This window comes from Ensifer sp. ENS03 (assembly GCF_014852035.1).
GTDB classification, from domain to species: Bacteria; Pseudomonadota; Alphaproteobacteria; order Rhizobiales; family Rhizobiaceae; genus Ensifer; species Ensifer adhaerens.
This window is the reverse complement of the sequence record NZ_JACVAV010000002.1, coordinates 1,063,813-1,084,648: the sequence shown is the minus strand read 5'-3', so window position 1 is coordinate 1,084,648 and position 20,836 is coordinate 1,063,813. Positions and strand designations below refer to the sequence as shown.

General features: G+C 62.6%; 17 protein-coding genes. 10 read left to right on the top strand and 7 right to left on the bottom strand.

Annotated features, from left to right (window positions below; all coding sequences use genetic code 11):
• Window positions 1–63 precede the first annotated feature (63 nt).
• Window positions 64–2,424, top strand: coding sequence for an EAL domain-containing protein (locus tag IB263_RS12020; protein ID WP_192438536.1), 2,361 nt, complete (start codon window positions 64–66; stop codon window positions 2,422–2,424).
• Window positions 2,425–2,511: 87 nt separating this feature from the next.
• Here the strand turns inward: IB263_RS12020 and iolG are convergent, their stop codons facing one another.
• On the bottom strand, window positions 2,512–3,504 hold the full coding sequence (gene iolG, locus IB263_RS12015; RefSeq protein WP_034793914.1) for an inositol 2-dehydrogenase: 993 nt from the start codon (window positions 3,502–3,504) through the stop codon (window positions 2,512–2,514).
• 333 nt (window positions 3,505–3,837) lie between these two features.
• On the opposite strand from iolG, the gene IB263_RS12010 reads away from it, so the two are divergent.
• Entirely contained in the window at window positions 3,838–4,092 is a 255-nt protein-coding gene (locus IB263_RS12010) for a hypothetical protein (protein ID WP_043611667.1), read from the top strand.
• A gap of 3 nt (window positions 4,093–4,095) precedes the next feature.
• Here the strand turns inward: IB263_RS12010 and IB263_RS12005 are convergent, their stop codons facing one another.
• Together IB263_RS12005 and IB263_RS12000 are read right to left on the bottom strand one after the other, a co-directional pair.
• The gene (locus IB263_RS12005) at window positions 4,096–4,545 is read right to left on the bottom strand and encodes a hypothetical protein (protein WP_192438535.1); all 450 of its coding nucleotides are present in this window, start codon (window positions 4,543–4,545) and stop codon (window positions 4,096–4,098) included.
• A 75-nt stretch (window positions 4,546–4,620) separates the two neighbouring features.
• Entirely contained in the window at window positions 4,621–5,592 is a 972-nt protein-coding gene (locus IB263_RS12000) for a LysR family transcriptional regulator (RefSeq protein WP_113188917.1), read from the bottom strand.
• A gap of 288 nt (window positions 5,593–5,880) precedes the next feature.
• On the opposite strand from IB263_RS12000, the gene chvE reads away from it, so the two are divergent.
• From chvE to IB263_RS11960, 8 genes are all read left to right on the top strand, one after another.
• Window positions 5,881–6,948, top strand: coding sequence for a multiple monosaccharide ABC transporter substrate-binding protein (gene chvE / locus IB263_RS11995; RefSeq protein ID WP_034793892.1), 1,068 nt, complete (start codon window positions 5,881–5,883; stop codon window positions 6,946–6,948).
• A gap of 97 nt (window positions 6,949–7,045) precedes the next feature.
• Entirely contained in the window at window positions 7,046–8,581 is a 1,536-nt protein-coding gene (gene mmsA, locus IB263_RS11990) for a multiple monosaccharide ABC transporter ATP-binding protein (RefSeq protein ID WP_034793889.1), read from the top strand.
• Window positions 8,581–9,789 carry a multiple monosaccharide ABC transporter permease gene (gene mmsB / locus IB263_RS11985; RefSeq protein WP_034793886.1) on the top strand — a complete coding sequence of 403 codons (1,209 nt, stop codon included), beginning with the start codon at window positions 8,581–8,583 and terminating at the stop codon, window positions 9,787–9,789. The genes mmsA and mmsB overlap by 1 nt, the downstream gene beginning before the upstream one ends.
• 168 nt (window positions 9,790–9,957) lie before the next feature.
• Window positions 9,958–10,953 carry an AraD1 family protein gene (gene araD1 / locus IB263_RS11980; protein ID WP_192438534.1) on the top strand — a complete coding sequence of 332 codons (996 nt, stop codon included), beginning with the start codon at window positions 9,958–9,960 and terminating at the stop codon, window positions 10,951–10,953.
• Between the two features lie 66 nt (window positions 10,954–11,019).
• On the top strand, window positions 11,020–12,453 hold the full coding sequence (locus tag IB263_RS11975) for an aldehyde dehydrogenase family protein (protein WP_192438533.1): 1,434 nt from the start codon (window positions 11,020–11,022) through the stop codon (window positions 12,451–12,453).
• 55 nt (window positions 12,454–12,508) lie between these two features.
• Window positions 12,509–14,254 (top strand): L-arabinonate dehydratase, encoded by a 1,746-nt coding sequence (gene araD / locus IB263_RS11970; protein WP_034803454.1) that lies wholly within the window; start codon window positions 12,509–12,511, stop codon window positions 14,252–14,254.
• A 525-nt stretch (window positions 14,255–14,779) separates the two neighbouring features.
• On the top strand, window positions 14,780–15,175 hold the full coding sequence (locus IB263_RS11965) for a nuclear transport factor 2 family protein (RefSeq protein ID WP_192438532.1): 396 nt from the start codon (window positions 14,780–14,782) through the stop codon (window positions 15,173–15,175).
• A gap of 231 nt (window positions 15,176–15,406) precedes the next feature.
• Window positions 15,407–16,075 (top strand): hypothetical protein, encoded by a 669-nt coding sequence (locus IB263_RS11960; protein WP_134886483.1) that lies wholly within the window; start codon window positions 15,407–15,409, stop codon window positions 16,073–16,075.
• 52 nt (window positions 16,076–16,127) lie between these two features.
• Here the strand turns inward: IB263_RS11960 and IB263_RS11955 are convergent, their stop codons facing one another.
• The 4 genes from IB263_RS11955 to IB263_RS11940 all read right to left on the bottom strand — a co-directional run bounded on the left by IB263_RS11955 (window position 16,128) and on the right by IB263_RS11940 (window position 20,756).
• On the bottom strand, window positions 16,128–16,991 hold the full coding sequence (locus tag IB263_RS11955) for a transglutaminase family protein (RefSeq protein WP_060609360.1): 864 nt from the start codon (window positions 16,989–16,991) through the stop codon (window positions 16,128–16,130).
• Window positions 16,992–17,105: 114 nt separating this feature from the next.
• Window positions 17,106–18,044, bottom strand: a complete 939-nt coding sequence (locus IB263_RS11950; protein ID WP_134886482.1) for an alpha-E domain-containing protein — start codon at window positions 18,042–18,044, stop codon at window positions 17,106–17,108.
• Window positions 18,045–18,047: 3 nt separating this feature from the next.
• On the bottom strand, window positions 18,048–19,442 hold the full coding sequence (locus IB263_RS11945; protein WP_034803477.1) for a circularly permuted type 2 ATP-grasp protein: 1,395 nt from the start codon (window positions 19,440–19,442) through the stop codon (window positions 18,048–18,050).
• A gap of 234 nt (window positions 19,443–19,676) precedes the next feature.
• Window positions 19,677–20,756, bottom strand: coding sequence for a YeiH family protein (locus IB263_RS11940; RefSeq protein WP_082572793.1), 1,080 nt, complete (start codon window positions 20,754–20,756; stop codon window positions 19,677–19,679).
• Window positions 20,757–20,836 lie beyond the last annotated feature (80 nt).

The window sequence follows — 20,836 nt, the reverse complement described above, 5'->3', positions numbered from 1 at the left end:
GTGATACAATTTACAGTTATTTAGCGACTCCTTGTCAAGGTGACCCTGACGCGGGAGACGATTATGTTTTCAGTGATTGCATGCATACGCGACGATCATGACTGGCGCCTCATCCTGGTTGCCGCGATCGTCTGCCTGGCAGGCAGCGTCGCGACGATGCTGCTCCTGTTGCGCGCGCAACGAAGCGAAGGCAGCCAACGCGGTTTGTGGATCGCGGCCAGCGGTTTTGCCTGCGGTATCGGCGTCTGGTCCACCCATTTCATCGCCATGCTCGCCTATGACGGCGGCGTTCCCGTTGCCTATGGCGCCTGGGGCACGCTCCTGTCGGTGGCCGTGGCGATCGCAGCGTCCTGGATGGCCTTTGCGATCGGTCTTGGCGGGCGCTCGCATCTCTCGATGACCTGCGGTGGCCTGCTGCTCGGCGCCGGCATTGCGGCGATGCACTTTACCGGCATGCGGGCAATCGAGATCCAGGGACATATTGCCTACGATCCCCAATCCACCGTCTCCGCCGTCCTCGCCGGGACGGTGCTGGCCGGTGCCGCGCTCTACGCCTTTCAGCTCTTGCGCGGCGTGCGGCGCCTGGTCGTCGCGTCGCTCCTGCTGGTCGTCGGCATCTGCGCGCTGCACTTCACCTCGATGAGCGGCATCACGCTGGTGCCCGAGGCCAATGTCGCCGTTGCCGATACCATCCATCCCGCCTGGCTTGCAGGCGGCGTCATTGCCGCTTCGACCACATTGATCGTGCTCGCCTTCGGCGCGCTCTTCCTCGACCGGCATCTGACGGATCTGCGCGGACTCGCCAATGCATCGCTCGAAGGCATGGCGATCGTCTTCGATGGCGTAATCGTGGACGCCAACGAGCGCTTCGCGGGCCTGACAGGTCGCAAGCTTTCGGAGCTTTCCGGACGGCACCCGGCAGACATCTTCGTCTTCGGCGAGGAGGGGTTGGACGCCCACAGACACGGCGACGGTCCGGGCGAAATCGACCTCTTGAACGCAGAAGGGCGCACCATTCCCGTGGAGTTCATGTGCCGGACGATCGAGTATCGCGGCCGGGAATGTGACGTGATCTTCGTGCGTGACCTGCGGGCGCGTAAGGAGGCCGAGCGCACGATCGAACATCTCGCCCATCATGACGCGCTGACGGACCTGCCGAACCGCGCCTTCTTCGACCGCAGGCTGGGCCAGACGCTGGCGGCGGCTGCTGTGAGAAACGAGGAACTGGCGATCCTCTGCCTCGACCTCGACCGCTTCAAGGCGGTCAACGATATCTTCGGCCATGGCGAGGGCGACCGCATCCTGATGAAGGTCGCCGATATCCTGCGCGCAGCCGTCGGCGAGCAGGATACGATCGCCCGGCTCGGCGGCGACGAGTTCGCGATCATCCAGGTGGGCGGCAGGGAGCCGGAGGCGGCGCGGCAGTTGACGGACCGGATCCTGGCGCTGTTTGCTGCCGAGATGGACACCAATCGTGACCCGACCGCCGTCGGCGTCAGCATCGGGGCTGCGATCTTTCCGGCAGACGGGCAGACGGCGGATCAGTTGCGCAACAATGCCGACACGGCGCTCTACCGCGCCAAGCAGAGCGGCAAGGGCATCGCCTGCTTCTTCGACCGGGAGATGGACGAGGCGGTACGCACCCGCCGCCAGATCGAAAACGACCTGCGCCATGCGGTGCTCCGCCGACAATTCTTCCTCGAATACCAGCCACTGGTCGAAGTCCAGAGCGACCGGATCATCGGCTACGAAGCGCTGCTGCGCTGGGAGCATCCGCAGCGCGGGTTGATCGGCCCGGATGTCTTTATCCCGATTGCCGAGGAGAGCGGCTCGATCATCCAGATCGGCGAATGGGTGCTGGAGCAGGCCTGCACGGAAGCGGCGAAGTGGAACGAGCCCCTGCCGATTTCCGTCAACATTTCGCCGGTCCAGTTCCTTTTGCCCAACCTCTTCGACCAGGTTGCGAACATCCTGCGCCGCACCGGCCTTAATCCCTGGCGGCTCGAACTTGAGATCACCGAGGCGGCGCTGATGCACAATCGCGAGGACGTGCTGGCAGTGCTGGTGCGGCTACGGGTCCTTGGTGTGCGGATCGTCATGGACGATTTCGGCACCGGCCATTCGTCGCTGAGCAACCTTCAGACGTTCCCCTTCGACAAGCTGAAGATCGACTGCAGCTTCACCGCGGCGCTGGAAAAGGACCCTTCGGCGCAGGCGATCGTCCGGGCGATCATCGCGCTTGGCCACAGCCTTAGGCTCGCGGTCGTGACCGAGGGCGTCGAAACCGAACGGCAAAGACAGATCCTCGCGGAGGAGGGCTGCCTGCAGATACAGGGCTTTCTCTCCGGTCGGCCGGGTGCCGCGCCCAGCACCGGCCAGGAAACCGCGCGCCGGGAGAAGGTGCCGGCGCGCGCCGACGGTTGAAACGGCCGCGGCCGGGCAGTGCGGATACGAAAAAGGCCGGGCATATGGCGCCCGGCCTTTTTCCTTGATCGGTCGTCGGTCGAAGGCTCAGGCGACGCTGATCTGGCGCTTTTCGACGACGGACTTTACAGCCGCATCGGCAAGCGCGAGAGCCGCGAGACCATCCTTGCCGGACGGCGTGATTTCCGCACCCTTTTCGATCGCGGCGATGAAGCTCTCGATCTCGTTGGCATAGGCTTCGGTGTAGCGGGTCATGAAGAAATCGTGCAGTGGCGGGCGGGTGTAGCCGTCGCCATTGGCGATCTCGATCGAGACCGGGCGCTGGTTCTCGGCGGAAGCCACGCCCTTCGAGCCGTGGACTTCGATGCGCTGGTCGTAGCCGTAGGTGGCGCGACGGGAGTTGGAGATGATCGCCTGCTTGCCGGACGCCGTCTGCAGGATGACCGAAACGCTGTCGTAGTCGCCGGCTTCGCCGATCGCCTTGTCGACGAGAACTGCAGCGGTTGCCGTCACCGAGACCGGCTCTTCGCCGAGCAGGAAACGGGCCATGTCGAAGTCATGGATGGTCATGTCGCGGAAGATGCCGCCCGAACGCTTGATATAGTCGACCGGCGGGGCGCCCGGATCGCGCGAGGTGATCGTCACCATTTCGACATCGCCGATCTTGCCGGCGTCGATCGCCTTCTTCACGGCCATGAAATGCGGGTCGAAGCGGCGGTTGAAGCCGACCATCAGCTTGGCCTTGGTCTCGCTCACGACCTTGAGGCAGGCCTTGACGCGCTCGGCGTCGAGATCGACGGGCTTCTCGCAGAAGATCGCCTTGCCGGCGCGGGCGAAGCGTTCGATCAGGTCGGCATGGGTATCGGTCGGCGTGCAGATGACGACGGCGTCGATGTCCTTGGCCGCTTCGATCGCTTCGATGGTGCGGACCTCGCAGCCATACTGCTTGGCGATGGCATCGGCGGCGGCGGGGAAGGCATCGGCGACGGCAACAAGCACAGCGTCGGGATTGCCGCTGACGGCTTTCGCATGAACCTTGCCGATGCGGCCGGCGCCCAGAAGACCAAATCTGACTGTCATCTCTGTTTCTCTCGAATTCCGGTTCGCGACCGGGAAGGGGCGTGATGATCGGCGCTCATCGCGCAAAGGCGCCGCGGAACGCTGCTTCCGCGAATGGTTTGGAGAATTGCCACGAAAGACCGCGTTGGAACGCTGCGCTCAGCACCTCTCCCTTGATACCTCCGTTTCTACTCGGCAACTTCCTATTTAGAATGAAGTCGCCGATGTAGATTATTTCGGAATTTTTATTCCATTTTTATTGCGTCCGTCAAGGGAGTCGGAGGCCATGGCCTTGCCGTCAGCGACGAATTTCCCCTAAATGGGACGCACGCGACAAGGCCACCAGAGGACAGAATGCTCAAATTCATCGATCCGGACCATCCCTTCTACCGCCCACTGTGGATCCGTCTGCTGATCGTGGGCTTCTGCGGCGTCTGGACAGTGGTCGAATTCCTGGGCGAGCAAACGATGTGGGGGATGATTTTCCTCGCGGTCACCGCCTATGCCTCGGCGGCTCTCTTGGTTTTCTACAAGCCGAGCGAGAAGGGCGTCGAGAAAGCTGGGGACGAGGGGCAAGGCAAGGGCGACGGGAGCGACGCTGCCGGCTGAGGTTCACGGCGCCGGGGTGATGGCGCGCATCTGCTTTGCGGCTTCGTCGATCAGCATGTTGGCGAGTTTCATGCGCACGGTGGCATTGGCGCGAAACGCGGCCGGCAGACGGTCCGGATGGTTCAGGGCCGCGAAGGCCCGGCGCTTTGCCGCAAGCGTCATTTGTGTTTCGCTGTCGACAAGGGCCAGTTCCTCGGCCACGTCGGCAAGGGTCGTACGGCTGAGATAGTCCGGCATGACCGGTGGAGGTGGCGGCTCCACGAAGGACGCATCGAGATAGGCGCGCTCCACGGCGCCGAGGGCCGCCGAGCGGACGCTTTCGGCCGCAAAGGCGTTGTCGAATGCCGGGGCGTAAGGCGTGGCGACGCGCGTCGCTTCGGCCGGTGCCGGTTCGATATCCTCTTCCGATTTCAGCCGCTCGAGCACCGACTGAAAGACTGACATTCCAAACATGACGCCTCCGATCGCGGCGCACCATGGCAGGCGGAGATTATCCCGGGCTGATCAGACTGATCATGCCAGGGCTGATCAGGCGCGGCCCTGCTTGAGGATCAGGTCGTAGAGCAGCTTGGCGCTCGGCGGCAGCGCGCGTCCCTCGGCAGTGATCAGCCCATAGGGTTTGATCCGGATCGGGATTTCGGTCTTCAGGATGCGGATTTCGCCGGCCGGCGTACCGTTGCCGGCAATCAGGTTGGCGACGTCGAGTGCCACAGGTGCAATCGCGTTGGTGTTGCGCACGATCGACAGCGTCAGGATGATCGAGGAGGTGTTGATCACCGTCGCCGGCAGTCTCACCCCGGCCGCCACAAAACTGTCTTCGACCGCGCGTCTCAGAAGGGTGCCGGGCGGCTGGAATACCCAGTCATAGGAGGGCAAGTCCTCGGCGACGACCATGGGCTTGTCGAGCAACGGATGGCCGTCGCGCACGATCAGGCATACCTCCTCGTAGCCGATCTCCACCATGTTGAAGAGCCGCGGCGGCTGGTCGTCGGGGATGCGGCCGATGATGAAATCGTGGCGGGCGGCGAGCAGTTCCCTTGCCAGGACGTTGCTGTTTTCGATCTGGACGTTGATCTCGATGCCGGGATAGGCGGTCATCACCTGACGGATGGCGGGCACGGCGAGATTGAGCGCCGGGCCTGTGACCGAGCCGAGCGAAACCGAGCCGCCGCTGCCGGTCTTCAACTCGTTGATCTCGCGCGATGCCTCCCGGAGTTCCAGAAAGATGCTGCGCGCGCGTCGCGCCAGCGCTTCGCCATAGGGCGTCAACAGGACACCGCGGGCAACGCGTTCGCAGACCGGTGCCTTCAGCATGGTCTCGATTTCCGAGAGCATGCGCGACGCCGCCGGTTGCGAGATGCCGAGGGCGTCGGCGGCGGCGCTGATGCGGCGGTGATCGTCGATCGCGAGAATCAGCCGGAGGTGGCTGATCTTCAGGCCCGAGCGGAAAAGCGTCGAATCGAAGAGTTCGCCGGCGGTGCTCGGTTTCTGATCGCGCATTTCAACCTCTGCGTTTTTTTCTTTGGTTTTCAGGGATTTTCAAAAATCACACTGTTTGCGCTCGATATATCATTTTTGGTATGTATTCAAAGCAATATTGTATTTGACAGTTATATGGTTTCATTCCAGTTTTTGCTTATGTGCCAGCGCATGTAGGAGCATGCGAGGCGGGGAGGCCTCTCCTTCACCTTGATCCGCTGCCGGAGACGAAGATCTCGGGCGGCGGATTGCTGCGCATAGACGGAAAGGCTCTCGCCTGCCGGCTTCAACTTTTTTGGGAGAGAACTGATGAAATTGATGACTTCGCTTCTCGCAGCCGCCGCGATTTCGATCGCGTCCTTCGCTGCACCGGCATTTGCGCAGGACAAGGGCACGGTCGGCATTTCCATGCCGACGAAGACGTCGACCCGCTGGATTTCCGACGGCGAGACCATGGAGAAGCTGTTCAAGGAAGCTGGCTACACGCCGGACCTGCAGTTTGCTGACGACGACATCCCGAACCAGCTCGCTCAGATTGAGAACATGGTGACCAAGGGCGCCAAGGTTCTCGTCATCGGCGCCATCGACGGCACCACGCTCTCCGACATCCTGCAGAAGGCCCACGACGCCGGCGTCAAGGTCATCGCCTATGACCGCCTGATCCGCGACTCGGGCAATGTCGACTACTACGCCACCTTCGACAACTTCCAGGTCGGCGTGCAGCAGGCCACGTCGCTGGTCCAGGGCCTCAAGCTCGACGGCGCAACCGAGCCGAAGAACATCGAGCTGTTCGGTGGTTCGCCGGACGATAACAACGCCTTCTTCTTCTACGACGGCGCGATGTCGGTCCTGCAGCCGCTGATCGACAGCAAGAAGATCGTCGTCAAGTCCGGCCAGAAGGGCATGGACCAGGTCGGCACGCTGCGTTGGGACGGTGCCGTGGCCCAGGCCCGCATGGAAAACCTGCTGTCGTCGAACTACACCGACGCCAAGGTCGATGGCGTTCTGTCGCCCTATGACGGCCTGTCGATCGGCATCATTTCGGCGCTGAAGGGCGTCGGCTACGGTTCGGGCGACATGGCAATGCCTGCCGTCACCGGCCAGGACGCCGAACTGCCGTCGGTCAAGTCGATCCTTGCCGGCGAACAGTATTCGTCGATCTTCAAGGACACGCGCGAACTCGCCAAGGTCACCGTCGGCATGGTCAACGCGATCATGGAAGGCAAGGAGCCGGAAGTGAACGACACCAAGACCTATGACAACGGCGTCAAGGTGGTTCCGTCCTACCTGCTGAAGCCGGTTGCCGTCGACAAGTCCAACATCAAGGACGTGCTCGTCAGCTCGGGCTACTACACCGAAGACCAGATCAACAACTGATCTTTTTGAGCGTGAGGGCCCGTGCATGCGCGCGGGCCCTTTTATCCAGATGACGGAGCCGGTACTCTCTTGAAGACTGCCGCTGGAATGACTGAACATGGACAATATCATTCTTGAAATGCGGGGCATCACCAAGACGTTCCCGGGCGTCAAGGCGCTGGACAATGTCAGCTTCAAGGTCCGCGAAGGCGAGATCCACGCACTCGTCGGCGAAAACGGCGCCGGCAAGTCGACGCTGATGAAGGTGCTGAGCGGCGTCTATCCCGCCGGCACCTATGATGGCGAAATCCACTATGGCGGCGAAGCCCGCCGCTTCTCGACGATTTCCGACAGCGAAGACCTCGGCATCATCATCATCCACCAGGAACTGGCGCTGGTGCCGCTGCTGTCGATCGCCGAGAACATCTTCCTCGGCAACGAGATCGCCAGCAACGGTGTGATTCACTGGCCGCAGACCTTTGCCCGTACGCAGGAACTGCTGAAGAAGGTTGGCTTGAGCGAATCCCCGGCGACGTTGATCACCGACATCGGTGTCGGCAAGCAGCAACTGGTCGAGATCGCCAAGGCGCTTTCGAAGAAGGTGCGGCTGTTGATCCTTGACGAGCCGACCGCCTCGCTCAACGAAACCGATTCCGATGCGCTTTTGAAGCTGCTGATGGAGTTTCGCACCCAGGGCATGACCTCGATCATCATTTCGCACAAGCTGAACGAGATCCGCAAGGTCGCCGACCAGATCACCATCCTGCGCGACGGCGGCACGGTCGAAACGCTCGACTGTCACAGCGAAGACATTGGCGAAGACCGGATCATCAAGGGCATGGTCGGCCGCGCCATGGAAGACCGTTATCCGCCGCGCGAACCGAAGATCGGCGAGACGCTGCTCGAAGTGAAGAACTGGAACGTCTTCCACCAGCAGCACCGCGACCGGCAGTTCCTGCACGACGTCAATTTCACCGTGCGCGCCGGCGAGGTCGTCGGCATCGCCGGGTTGATGGGGGCAGGGCGCACCGAAACGGCGATGAGCCTCTTCGGCAAGTCCTGGGGCCACAAGATCACCGGCGACGTGACGATGCGCGGCAAGCCCGTCGACGTCAGCACCATTCCGCGTGCGATCGATGCGGGGCTCGCCTATGTCACCGAGGACCGCAAGCAGCTCGGGCTCGTGCTGATCAACAACATCAAGGAGAACACAACGCTCTCCAATCTGAAGGCGGTGGCCGCGAACGGCGTCATCGACGATCGCAAGGAAGCGAAGGTCGCCTCCGACTATCGCTCGAAGCTGCGCATCCGTTCGCACTCGATCTATCAGGAAACGGTCAACCTTTCGGGCGGCAACCAGCAGAAGGTCGTCTTGTCCAAATGGCTGTTCACCAATCCGGAAGTTCTCATTCTCGACGAGCCGACACGCGGTATCGATATCGGCGCGAAGTATGAGATCTACACCATCATCAACCAGCTTGCCGCCGAGGGTAAGGGCATCCTGATGATCTCATCGGAAATGCCGGAGCTGCTTGGAACCTGCGATCGCATCTACGTCATGAACGAGGGCCGCATCGTCGCGGAGCTTTCGAAGGCGGAAGCGAGCCAGGAATCCATCATGCGTGCCATCATGCGTTCAGGGGAGAAACACTAATGGTCGCCGATACGAGCACCCAAAACAACAAGCCCTCGATCGGGGACTATCTCAAGAACAACATCCGCGAATACGGCCTGCTCGTCGCGCTCGTGGTGATCATGCTGTTCTTCCAGTTCGTCACCAACGGCGTGCTGTTCAAGCCGGTCAACATCACCAACCTGGTGCTGCAGAACTCCTTCATCGTCATCATGGCGCTCGGCATGCTGCTGATCATCGTTGCCGGGCATATCGACCTGTCGGTCGGCTCGATCGTCGCCTTCATCGGCGCGATCTCAGCGATCATGCTGGTCAAATGGGGCTTGCCCGCCATTATCGTCATTCCCGCCTGTCTGATCGTTGGCGGCGTCATGGGGGCGGCCCAGGGCTATTGGGTTGCCTACCAGAAGATCCCATCCTTCATCGTGACGCTGGCCGGCATGCTGGTGTTCCGCGGGCTCACCTATGTGGTGCTCGGCGGCCGCCCGATCGGTCCGTTCCCGAAGGAATTCCAGCTGCTGTCGACCGGCTTCGTTCCGGATTTCCTCTATTTCCTCAATCCGGCGCCCGAGACCATTCAGAACATGGTGGCGCTCGTCGCCGTCATCGCGCTCGTCGGCTACGCGATCTACGCGGGCATTCGTGACCGCAAGATCAACGAGCAGCACGGCACGGAGAACGAGCCGTTCATTTTCTTCGCCGTGCAGATGGCTGTCATCGCTGCCGTGGCGCTGTTCATCGGCTTCCAGCTTGCGACCTATCGCGGCCTGCCGAACGTGCTGATCGCCATGGCCGTGCTGATTGCGCTCTATACCTTCGTCACCACGCGCTCGACGATCGGTCGCCGCATCTATGCCATGGGCGGCAACGTCAAGGCGACCAAGCTTTCGGGCATCAACACCGAGCGGCTGACCTTCTACACCTTCGTCAACATGGGCGTGCTTGCGGCACTCGCCGGCATGATCATCACCGCTCGCCTCAATTCGGCAACGCCGAAGGCCGGCGTCGGTTTCGAGCTCGACGTCATTGCGGCCTGCTTTATCGGCGGTGCCTCGGCGTCGGGCGGTGTAGGCAAGATCATCGGGGCCGTCATCGGCGCCTTCATCATGGGCGTGATGAACAACGGCATGTCGATCATGGGCATCGGCATCGATTACCAGCAGTTGATCAAGGGCCTCGTGCTGCTCGCTGCCGTGTTCTTCGATGTCTACAACAAGAACAAGGGTTGAGCGGAAAGCCATAAGACCCGACGCGAACCAGTAACATTCACCGGCAGCCACAGCTGCCAGGATCGGCGGATTGGTCCGCCGGAATTGGGTGGCGAAAGCCACCCACGGGGACGCTTTTGCCTTGAAGAGGCGAACACAGCGACCCAAGACGATAGGAAGGATAGCATCGTGCTGATTTCGCAGATCAGGAACGAAGACGGGTTGATCACGGTGGCGGTACGGCTGCCGGGTGAGGCGGCGCATGCGGTGAACGGCGCGACAAGCGTCTATGCGCTGGCGATGGAAGCGGCCAATGCCGGACGGAGCCTGAAGCAGACGATCGAGGCCAAGGGGCTCGGCGCCGCCGTCGACCTCGAAAAGGCCTATGCGGAGGGGCGCTTCCTGCCGCCGATCACTCATCCGGATCCGGCACACCTGCACCTGACCGGCACGGGTCTCACCCATCTCGGCTCGGCTGCGACCCGCGACGCCATGCACAAGAAGACGAGCGAGGCGGCCGAGGAAACCCTGACCGACTCGATGAAGATGTTCCGCATGGGGCTCGAAGGTGGCAAGCCGAGGGCTGGCGAAACAGGCGTGCAGCCGGAATGGTTCTACAAAGGCAACGGCACCTCCGCGGTCGCGCCGGGGTCGGCACTCGTTTCGCCCGCCTTTGCCGAGGATGGTGGCGAGGAGCCGGAAATGGCCGGGATCTACGTGATCTCCGAGAAGGGCGTGCCGTTCCGCATCGGTTTTGCCGTTGCCAACGAATTCTCCGACCACAAGACTGAACGGGTCAACTATCTCTGGCTCGCGCATTCGAAGCTGCGCCAGGCGAGCTTCGGTCCGGAGATCCGCATCGGTGTCGCACCGGAGGACATCCGCGGCATGTCGCGTATCCTGCGTGGCGGCAAGGTGCTGTGGGAAAAGCCGTTCCTGTCGGGCGAAGCCAACATGTCGCACAGCTTCGCCAATCTCGAGCATCACCATTTCAAGTATGGCTTGTTCCGCCAGCCGGGCGACATCCACGTGCACATGTTCGGCACGGCGACGCTGTCCTTCGGTGATGGCATCCGCACCGAGGAAGGTGACGTGTTTGAGATCGAGGCCGATGGTTTCGGCCTTCCGCTCCGCAACGCTCTTGCGATCGCAGCTGACGAAGAGGTCGCGATCCGCCAGCTCTGACACATCTCCTAAGCGCGACCGTTCGCGAGGGACGGTCATGCGCATCTATGAAGGAGGCCTGAGGCCATGACTTTGCACCAGAACCTGATTGCCGGCGAATGGGTCGGCGGCGACGGGGTTGCCAACATCAACCCGTCCGACACCAACGACGTGGTCGGCGAATACGCCCGCGCGTCAGCCGAGGATGCGCGCGCAGCGATCGCTGCCGCCAAGGCGGCGTTTCCGGCCTGGTCGCGCTCCGGTATTCTCGAGCGCCACGCGATCCTGAGGAAGACCGCCGACGAGATCCTTGCCCGCAAGGACGAACTCGGGAAGCTCTTGTCGCGTGAGGAAGGCAAGACCTTGGCCGAAGGCATCGGCGAGACGGTGCGCGCCGGCCAGATCTTCGACTTCTTCGCCGGCGAGTGCCTGCGGTTGGCGGGCGAAGTGCTGCCGTCGGCAAGACCCAATATCGGCGTCGAGATCACCCGCGAGCCGGTCGGTGTCGTCGGCATCATCACGCCCTGGAACTTTCCGATCGCCATTCCCGCCTGGAAGATCGCGCCGGCGCTCTGCTACGGCAACACCGTCGTCTTCAAGCCGGCCGAACTGGTGCCCGGCAGTTCCTGGGCGATCGTCGACATTCTTCACCGCGCCGGCCTGCCGAAGGGTGTCTTGAACCTCGTCATGGGCAAGGGCTCGGTCGTCGGCCAGGCGATGCTCGACAGTCCGGACATTCACGCCATCACCTTCACCGGCTCGACCGGCACGGGCAAACGCGTGGCGCTCGCCTCGGTCGAACACAATCGCAAATACCAGCTGGAAATGGGCGGCAAGAACCCCTTCGTCGTGCTCGATGACGCCGACCTCAATGTTGCAGTGGAAGCCGCGGTCAACTCCGCCTTCTTCTCGACCGGCCAGCGTTGCACGGCATCTTCGCGCCTCATCGTCACCGAGGGCATTCATGATCGCTTCGTGGCGGCCATGGGCGAACGGATGAAGGGGCTTGTGATCGACGACGCCTTGAAGGCCGGCACCCAGATCGGTCCGGTGGTCGATGAGAGCCAGCTCAACCAGGACACCGACTATATCGCCATCGGCCGCCAGGAAGGCGCCAAGCTTGCCTTCGGCGGCGAGCTTCTGAAGCGCGACACGCCCGGCTTCTACCTGCAGCCGGCGCTGTTTACCGAAGCGACGAACGCCATGCGCATTTCTCGGGAAGAGATCTTCGGCCCGGTCGCATCCGTCATCCGCGTCAAGGACTACGATGAGGCGCTCACTGTCGCCAACGACACGCCCTTCGGTCTGTCCTCGGGCATTGCCACCACCAGCCTCAAGCACGCGACCCATTTCAAGCGCAATGCCGAAGCCGGCATGGTGATGGTCAACCTGCCGACGGCGGGCGTCGATTTCCACGTGCCCTTCGGCGGCCGCAAGGGCTCGTCCCATGGCTCGCGCGAGCAGGGGCGCTACGCCGCCGAGTTCTACACCACCGTCAAGACGGCCTACACGCTCGCCTGAAGCACGCCGTCATCGGGCCCGCGTGAACGGTGCGGGCCGCATAAGGAAGGAAGAGATGAAGAAGAAAGCTGAATGGCCGCGCAAGCTGCGTTCGCAGGATTGGTTCGGCGGCACCGGCAAGAATGCCATCATGCACCGCTCCTGGATGAAGAACCAGGGCCTGCCCGCCGACACCTTCGATGGCCGGCCGATCATCGGCATCTGTAACACCTGGTCGGAGCTGACGCCGTGCAACGCGCATCTGCGTGATCTCGCAGAGCGGGTGAAGCGCGGCGTCTACGAGGCCGGTGGCTTCCCGGTCGAATTCCCGGTGTTTTCCGTTGGCGAAAGCACGCTGCGGCCCACGGCGATGATGTTCCGCAATCTTGCGGCCATGGACGTCGAAGAGGCGATCCGCGGCAATCCGGTCGATGGCGTCGTGCTGCTCGGCGGTTGCGACAAGACCACGCCGAGCCTGCTGATGGGGGCTGCCAGCGTCGACATCCCGGTCATCCTCGTTTCCGGCGGCCCGATGCTGAACGGCAAGTGGCGCGGCAAGGATGTCGGCTCGGGCACGGCGATCTGGCAGTTTTCGGAAATGGTGAAGTCCGGCGAGATGTCGCTCGCCGAATTCATGGATGCGGAGCAGGGCATGGCCCGCTCGGCCGGCAGTTGCATGACCATGGGCACGGCCTCGACCATGGCCTCGATGGCCGAAGCGCTCGGCATGACCCTGCCCGGCAATGCGGCGATCCCTGCCGTCGATGCCCGCCGCCGGGTGATCTCCCAGCTCTCCGGCCGCCGCATCGTCGACATGGTCAAGGAGGATCTGAAGCCTTCGGATATCCTGACGAAGCAGGCCTTCGAGAACGCCATTCGCGTCAACGGCGCGGTCGGCGGCTCGACCAACGCCGTGCTGCACCTCTTGGCGCTTGCCGGCCGTGTCGGTGTCGACCTCAGTCTCGACGATTGGGATCGCCTCGGCCGCGACGTGCCGACGATCGTCAACCTGCAGCCGTCGGGCAAGTACCTGATGGAGGAGTTCTATTATGCCGGCGGGCTGCCGGTCGTGATCAAGGCCGTGGGCGAAATGGGCCTCCTTCACAAGGATGCTGTGACCGTCACCGGTGACACGATCTGGAACGACGTCAAGGATGTCGTCAACTACAATGACGACGTCATCGTGCCGCGCGACAAAGCGCTGACCAAGTCCGGCGGCATCGCGGTGCTGCGCGGCAATCTTGCGCCCAAGGGCTGCGTGCTGAAGCCGTCCGCCGCATCGCCGCACCTGATGCAGCATAAGGGCCGGGCGGTGGTGTTCGAGAGCATCGAGGACTACCACGCCCGCATCAATCGCGATGATCTCGACATCGACGAGACCTGCGTGATGGTGCTGAAATATTGCGGCCCGAAGGGTTACCCGGGCATGGCCGAGGTCGGCAACATGGGCCTGCCCCCGAAGGTGCTGAAAAAGGGCATTACCGACATGATCCGCATCTCCGATGCGCGCATGTCCGGCACGGCCTACGGTACGGTCATCCTGCACACGGCGCCGGAAGCGGCCGATGGCGGCCCGCTGGCACTGGTTCAAAACGGCGACATGATCGCCGTCGACGTGCCGGCCCGCACCATCCATCTCGATGTCTCCGACGAAGAACTGGCCCGTCGTCGCGCTGCCTGGGTGTCGCCGGTGATGCCGCTCAAGGGTGGTTATGCCGGCCTCTACGTCAAGAGCGTGATGCAGGCCGACACGGGCGCGGATCTCGACTTCCTCGTCGGTCCGCGCGGCGCGGAAATTCCGATGAACCGCGACAGCCACTGACGCTGTCGGCGCGAGAGCGGACAGTTCGCTCTTGTCTTTGGCGCTCAACACAGCTTGCGTCATAACAGACGCGCAAAGGCCGCCGTCGCACCGTAATTGCGGTGCGACGGTCCCAGGTGCCAGCGTCGAGGAGGCCGCTGCGAGCTGAGCAGGCTTGGCGCACCCGCAAGCATCGTCGCGGGACGGGACCTGTAACTTTTATGCTCGCACTGACCCGCGACCGTCTTCATCGCTGCAATCAGCCCTAGTCGGCGGGCCTGTTCATCTTCCCTTACCTCTGGGTAACCACTGACCGCGCGGTGCGTATTGGCCTCGCAGCGTCGACGTCATAGTTTTCTCCCGCGACGTTGCGTGCCTGCAGGTGGGCGGCCGCGGCAGTGCTCCATTGATCGGAGACGATCGAAGGATAAATGCAACAGCCGAACAGCCGAACAGCCGTCAGCTATCTTGCGGCGAGAAGGAGCATGCGCCTCGGCTTGGCCGTCGGAGCGTGTCGGAACCTATGATCTACGGGAGTGAAGAAGCGTGCCGTTAACAGATCTTATCGATTCGTATTGCGCTGCCTGGTCGTCGGAGGACGCCGAGCATAGGCGGGCGTTGCTGGTGCCGATCTGGGCCGATGGCGCAACGTACACGGACCCGACGGTTCATGCCGCCGGTGCAGAAGAACTGCTCGCGCACATTGCAGGTATTCAGGCCGGGCACCCGGGCGCGCGTATTACTCGGACAAGCGACGTGGACGTTCATCATGGGATCGCACGCTTCGCCTGGCGATTTGTGATGCCCGACGGATCGTCTTTCCCCGAGGGTCTGGACATCGCATTCCTCGATCCCAACGCGACGCGCATTACGCGCATCATCGGCTTTTTCGGGCCATTGGCCAGCCTTACAACGGCGCGCGTCTCATCAGACGTCCTTTGATCCGCTAAGAGCCTCAGAACGATCACCGCACCACTTTCAGTGCGGCGATCCTGTTTGGGTGCCAAGGCCATCGTTTCGAAAAGACACGCCTTCGGCCGCATCTTTGCCGTGTGTTATCCACACTGGGCAAAACCCTCGCTTTTCGGCTGATCCGCTGCAACCGGCAGCAACCCTGCGACGTATCCCCTTTGTCGGGGCCATTCCGACCCTGACCTTGTTAGGAGGACGATCATGCGGAGGAATGTTCTTGCGTTGTCGCTCGGTCTTCTTGCGACGGTGGCGCTGTCCCAGCCGGCATTTTCACAGAGTGCGAACGGTCTTGGCGTCGGCGTGTCCGTCGGTGGCCCGAGCGGGCTGAACGCCAATGTCGGACTTGGTGGCTCGAACGGCCTTAAGGCCGATGTCGACGCATCGCTCGGCGGCGCAAACGGCGTCAATGCCAACGCAAACGCCTCGATCGGCGGTGCGCAAGGCGTCAACGCCGATGTGCAGGCGAGCGCCGGCGGCGCCAATGGCATCAACGCAGATGCTGATGTCGGCCTTGGCGGCGGAAAAGGGCTCAACACTTCGGTCAATGCCACGGTCGGTGGACGGAATGGCCTGACTGCTGGTCTCAAGGCCAATGCAGGCGGCGGCAACGGCGTCGGGCTTGGGCTCGGCGTGGGAGTTGGAACGGGATCCGGCGGCGGGAGCTCCGGGGGTGGCGGCAGCGTTGGCGGTGGAACCGGAGGCGGTTCGGGAGGCTCGGTTTCACCAGGTGCTTCGATGGCCGCGTTCAATGCACTGCCCGCCGGCGAGCGGGTCAAGCTGATCAAACGCTGTCGCGATGTCGTTGGCGGCGGTTATGACAGCGGGCTGGTTTCGCTCTGCCGCATCCTGCAGGCGAGCGCCTCGCGGTAGTTGCAACACCCTGCAGCTTCGGCGGGGCGTCCTCGCCGCCCCGCCTCAGGCCCTACTGACTCTGATTTTGGCTCTGGCCCCGGGCCTGGCTTTGATTCTGGCTTTGGTTTTGGCTTTGCTGCTGCTGTTCGACCGTGACCGACACCTTCAGCGTCTCCTTCGCCTCGCCGTGGATCAGCCCGGAGATGGGGGCGGCGTCGCGGTAGCAGAGGCCGGAGGCGATGCGGACATAGCGATCATCTGGGCAGATCTTGTTGGCTGCATCGAAGCCGACCCAGCCGAGCCCGTTGAGATGCACCTCGGCCCAGGCGTGGCTGGCCGTCTGTTCGGGGTGCCCCTCCATCATCAGGTAGCCCGAGATGTAGCGCGCCGGTAGATCGAGCGAGCGCGCCGCTGCGATCAGGATATGGGCATGGTCCTGGCAGACGCCCTGGCCGCTTTCCAGCGCATCCTCGGCCGTTGTTTCCGCATGGGTCTCGCCGGGTTTGTACGTCACCGCCTCGTGGATCGTCTCCATCAGCGCATGCATGCGGGCAAGGGCGGTGTCACCTTCGGCGGATTTTGCGAGCTCGCGGATGAGCTTTCCGGCCTTGGTAAGCGGTGTTTCGCGTGCAAAGAGCCACAGCGGCACATAAGACTGGTGCGGGCCGAAGACGCCGGCGCGGTCCTCCGTGTGGACCTCGCCGGAGGCCGTGATATGGATCGTTTCGCGGTCGCCGTCGATGCTGACGAGGTGAACACGGTTGCCGAAGTGGTCGTCGTAGTTCACTTCGATCGCAGCGCCATCGACGAGGGTCTCCCAGCCGAGCACGGTCTGGCCCACCTGGGTGAGCGGCGTCAGCCGCAAGCGCTGCAGGGCATACTGCACGGGCTCGTCATAGTGATATTCGGTCGTGTGGCTGATCTTCAGGTGCATGCCATCCTCCGATCTAGAACGCTTCCGGTCAAAACGGAGTTGTGAAAGCGCTCTATCTCCTTGTTTTTACGCAATTCCAACGTGAAACGGCGTTACACTTTCGCTGGAATTGCTCTAGTAGAATCGGTAGCCGTCGGAGATTTCCTGTCCCAGGCGGTTGTTGTGGCTGATGAACTCTTCGAGATACTCATGCAGCCCCTGATCCATGATGTCCTTGATCGACTGGCTGCGCAGCGACGCTAGCGTCCGGTCGGCCGTCTCGTGGGCGGAATGGCGTTCGCCATACTCCCGCTCGAGATAGCCGAGGTTGCTGGCGATCTTCTCGTAGCAATAGGCAAGCGAGCGCGGCATGCGGCCGTTGGAAATCAGGAAGTCGGCGATGTTGGCGGGGCGGAGCTCGGCGTCATAGACCCAGCCATAGGCGCGATGCGCCGAGACCGAGCGCAGAATCGATTCCCATTGCACATTGTCCATCGACGAGCCGACGGCGGCGACCGCCGGCAGAAGCACGTAGTACTTCACGTCAAGGATGCGGGCGGTGTTGTCGGCCCGTTCGATGAAGGTGCCGATGCGCGAGAAATTGAAGATCTCGTTTCGAAGCATGGTGCCGTGGAAGGCACCACGGATGAGGCCGGCGCGGCGCTTGATCATGTCGATGATCTCCGGCATGTCCGTCGGGCGCGCCTTCTTCGACAGCATTGCCCTCATCTCGAGATAGCACTCGTTGGTGGCTTCCCAGGTTTCGCGCGTCAGCGCCGTGCGCACCATGCGGGCATTGTGACGGCCCGCCTCGATGCAGGACATCACGCTTGAGGGATTGGCCCGGTCGCGCAGCAGGAAGTCGATCGCGTCGATGCTCGTCAGCGTCTCGTGCACCTCGTCATAAAGTTCGCGCACGCCCGCACTTTGCAGCACTCCGTCCCAGTCGCCCTCCGTTGCCTCGCTGCGGGTCAGCGCCATGCGCAGGCCGGCATCGATCAGCCGGGCGCTGTTTTCGGCGCGTTCGATATAGCGGAACATCCAGTAGAGGCCGTTTGCAGTTCTTCCCAGCATCTCTCAGTCCTCCAGCACCCAGGTGTCCTTGGTCCCGCCACCCTGGCTGGAGTTCACGACGAGCGAACCGGCTTTCAGCGCCACGCGCGTCAGGCCGCCGGGGATGATCTGGACCTTGTCGGAGACGAGGACATAGGGGCGAAGGTCGACGTGCCGGGGCGCGATGCCCTTGTTGACGAGGATCGGCACGGTGGAAAGGGAAAGCGTCGGCTGGGCGATGTAATTGGTCGGGCGGGCCTTCAGCTTCTCGGCGAAGACGGCGCGTTCCTTCCTGGTCGCCGTCGGGCCTACCAGCATGCCGTAGCCGCCGGAGCCGTGGACCTCCTTGACCACCAGCTCTTCCAGATGCTCGAGCACGTATTTGAGGCTCTGCGGCTCGGAACAGCGCCAGGTCGGGACGTTTTCCAAGAGCGGCTTGCGGCCGGTATAGAACTCGACGATCTCGGGCATGTAGGAATAGATCGCCTTGTCGTCGGAAATTCCGGTGCCGGGCGCGTTGGCAATGGTGATGTTGCCGGCGCGGTAGACGTCCATGATGCCGGGAATGCCGAGGGCGGAATCCGGTCGGAAGGTGAGTGGGTCGAGGAAGTCGTCATCGACGCGGCGGTAGAGCACGTCGATCGCCTCGTAGCCGCGGGTGGTGCGCATCTTCACCTTGCCGTCGATCACCCGCAGGTCCGATCCTTCGACGAGCTCGACGCCCATCTGGTCGGCGAGGAACGCGTGTTCGTAGTAGGCCGAATTGTAGATGCCGGGCGTCAGCACCGCGACGCGCGGCTTGCCGCTGCAGCCGGGAGGTGCGAGCGACGAAAGGCTCTGCCGCAGCAGGTAGGGGTAGTTCTCGACCGGGCGCACGCGGTTCTGATGGAAGAGTTCCGGGAACATCTGCATCATCGTTTCGCGGTTTTCCAGCATGTAGCTGACGCCGGATGGGGTACGCGCGTTATCTTCGAGAACGTAGAACTGGTCTTCGCCGGTTCTGACGATGTCGGTGCCGACGATGTGGGTATAGACGCCGCCCGGCGGGCGGAAACCGATCATCTGCGGCAGGAAGGCTTCGTTCTTCTCGATCAGTTCGCGCGGGATGCGGCCGGCGCGGATGATTTCCTGCTTGTGGTAGATGTCGTCGAGAAAGGCGTTGAGAGCGATGACCCGCTGTTCGATGCCCTGGGCGAGCTTGCGCCATTCGCGGCCGGAGATGATGCGGGGGATGAGATCGAAGGGGATGAGCTTTTCGGAACTGTCTGCGTGTCCGTAGACCGCGAAGGTGATGCCGGTTTTCCGGAAGATGTTCTCGGCGTCCTTGGATTTCGCTATGAGCCGATTTCTGTCCTGGCTGGCATACCAATCATGATAGGTCGAATATGGCTGGCGCGGACTGCTGTCCGCATTCATCATTTCGTCAAATGCCAAAGGCGTGGTCCCCTTATTTTTGACCATTTGAGTACAAGGCTGGTTGCAATGCAAGAAGCGTGCTCAGTCGCCTGAAAAGAAAGTTGGCCACGCCAGAAGCGCCCGTTCGCGGGGAAATCTGCCCAACGACAGGGCAGCCGCATCCGGTCGCAGAAAGTGGTTGCGACCGGGTGGGCAAGAAATATGCACTTGCTCTAAATTTGGACGCGGGCGCCGAAGCTAGCCGAGACCCAGGCAGACGATCGCGAGGACCGCGAGGACACCGAGCACCAGCAGCGACAATGTGGCGGCAGCACTTGCACGCGGCCCGCAATGGGCGAGCGCGCGGATGTCGACCTCAAGGCCGAGGGCGGCCATGGCGATGACCGTCAGCCAGGTGGAGACCGTCACGGCGTCGGTCGCGAGTGTGTCGGAGATTGCGCCGCTGTTGCGGGCGATCGCAACGGCGAGGAAACCCAGAATGAACCAGGGAACGAAATGGAGGATCGTGGCGAGGCGCGACTTCCGTTGTCCGGGCGCTTTGCATTCCGGCTCGGTATCGCGGCTGCCAATTAGCGAGAAGCAGAAGACGACGGGGCCGAGCATCAGCACGCGCACGAGCTTGACCAGCGTGCCCACCTGGACCGAGAGCGGGCTGAAGGGGCTGGCCGCGGCCAGGACCTGGGGTACGGCATAGACGGTCATGCCGGCAAAGACGCCGTAGCCCTGAGGCGTCATGCCGAGCCAACCGCCGACGAAGGGCAGCGACAGGACGACGGCGATGCCGAGGATGGCGGTAAAAGAAATTGCAGCTGCGACCTCCTCGCCGCGGGCACCGATGGCCGGTGCGACGGCGGCGATCGCCGAGTTGCCGCAGATGGCGTTGCCGCAGGCAATCAAGGTCGCCAGGCGTTTCGGCAGCCCGAGCATGCGCGCAATCACGTAGCCGGTGGAAATCGACAGAAGAACCATGGCGACGATGGTGACGAGCAGGGTCGGCCCGCTCGCGGCGATCGCATCGAAGCTCAGCATCGCGCCGATCAGCACGATCGCTGTCTCCAGCAGGACTTTTGCCGAGAAGTGGATGCCGGAGAGGAAGCGGGGGCCGGGTGTCCAGAGGCTGCGGACGATAGCGCCGAGAAGGATCGCGAGAACGAGCGCTTCCAGCCAGGCGCGGCCGGTCCAGCGCCGCTCGATCCATTCCAGACCGATGGCCGCAAGTGCGACGAGACAGCAGAGGAAAAGGCCCGGAAGAATGCACGTCAGGCGGGAGGCGACTGAGGAAAATTGGGAGCGAAATGGGGAATGCGATCTGGACATGGGCGCAACCTACGCTCATCCATGAATCAGTCTAACGGATTATTCTTGTCATTCTGATCGATTTTTGCGATTGATCTACC

Coding starts and splice junctions, on each gene's coding strand:
- IB263_RS12020 (WP_192438536.1), top strand. CDS start 64: ATGTTTTCAGTGATTGCATGCATACGCGACGATCATGACTGGCGCCTC.
- iolG (WP_034793914.1), bottom strand. CDS start 3,504: ATGACAGTCAGATTTGGTCTTCTGGGCGCCGGCCGCATCGGCAAGGTT.
- IB263_RS12010 (WP_043611667.1), top strand. CDS start 3,838: ATGCTCAAATTCATCGATCCGGACCATCCCTTCTACCGCCCACTGTGG.
- IB263_RS12005 (WP_192438535.1), bottom strand. CDS start 4,545: ATGTTTGGAATGTCAGTCTTTCAGTCGGTGCTCGAGCGGCTGAAATCG.
- IB263_RS12000 (WP_113188917.1), bottom strand. CDS start 5,592: ATGCGCGATCAGAAACCGAGCACCGCCGGCGAACTCTTCGATTCGACG.
- chvE (WP_034793892.1), top strand. CDS start 5,881: ATGAAATTGATGACTTCGCTTCTCGCAGCCGCCGCGATTTCGATCGCG.
- mmsA (WP_034793889.1), top strand. CDS start 7,046: ATGGACAATATCATTCTTGAAATGCGGGGCATCACCAAGACGTTCCCG.
- mmsB (WP_034793886.1), top strand. CDS start 8,581: ATGGTCGCCGATACGAGCACCCAAAACAACAAGCCCTCGATCGGGGAC.
- IB263_RS11975 (WP_192438533.1), top strand. CDS start 11,020: ATGACTTTGCACCAGAACCTGATTGCCGGCGAATGGGTCGGCGGCGAC.
- araD (WP_034803454.1), top strand. CDS start 12,509: ATGAAGAAGAAAGCTGAATGGCCGCGCAAGCTGCGTTCGCAGGATTGG.
- IB263_RS11960 (WP_134886483.1), top strand. CDS start 15,407: ATGCGGAGGAATGTTCTTGCGTTGTCGCTCGGTCTTCTTGCGACGGTG.
- IB263_RS11955 (WP_060609360.1), bottom strand. CDS start 16,991: ATGCACCTGAAGATCAGCCACACGACCGAATATCACTATGACGAGCCC.
- IB263_RS11950 (WP_134886482.1), bottom strand. CDS start 18,044: ATGCTGGGAAGAACTGCAAACGGCCTCTACTGGATGTTCCGCTATATC.
- IB263_RS11945 (WP_034803477.1), bottom strand. CDS start 19,442: ATGATGAATGCGGACAGCAGTCCGCGCCAGCCATATTCGACCTATCAT.
- IB263_RS11940 (WP_082572793.1), bottom strand. CDS start 20,756: ATGTCCAGATCGCATTCCCCATTTCGCTCCCAATTTTCCTCAGTCGCC.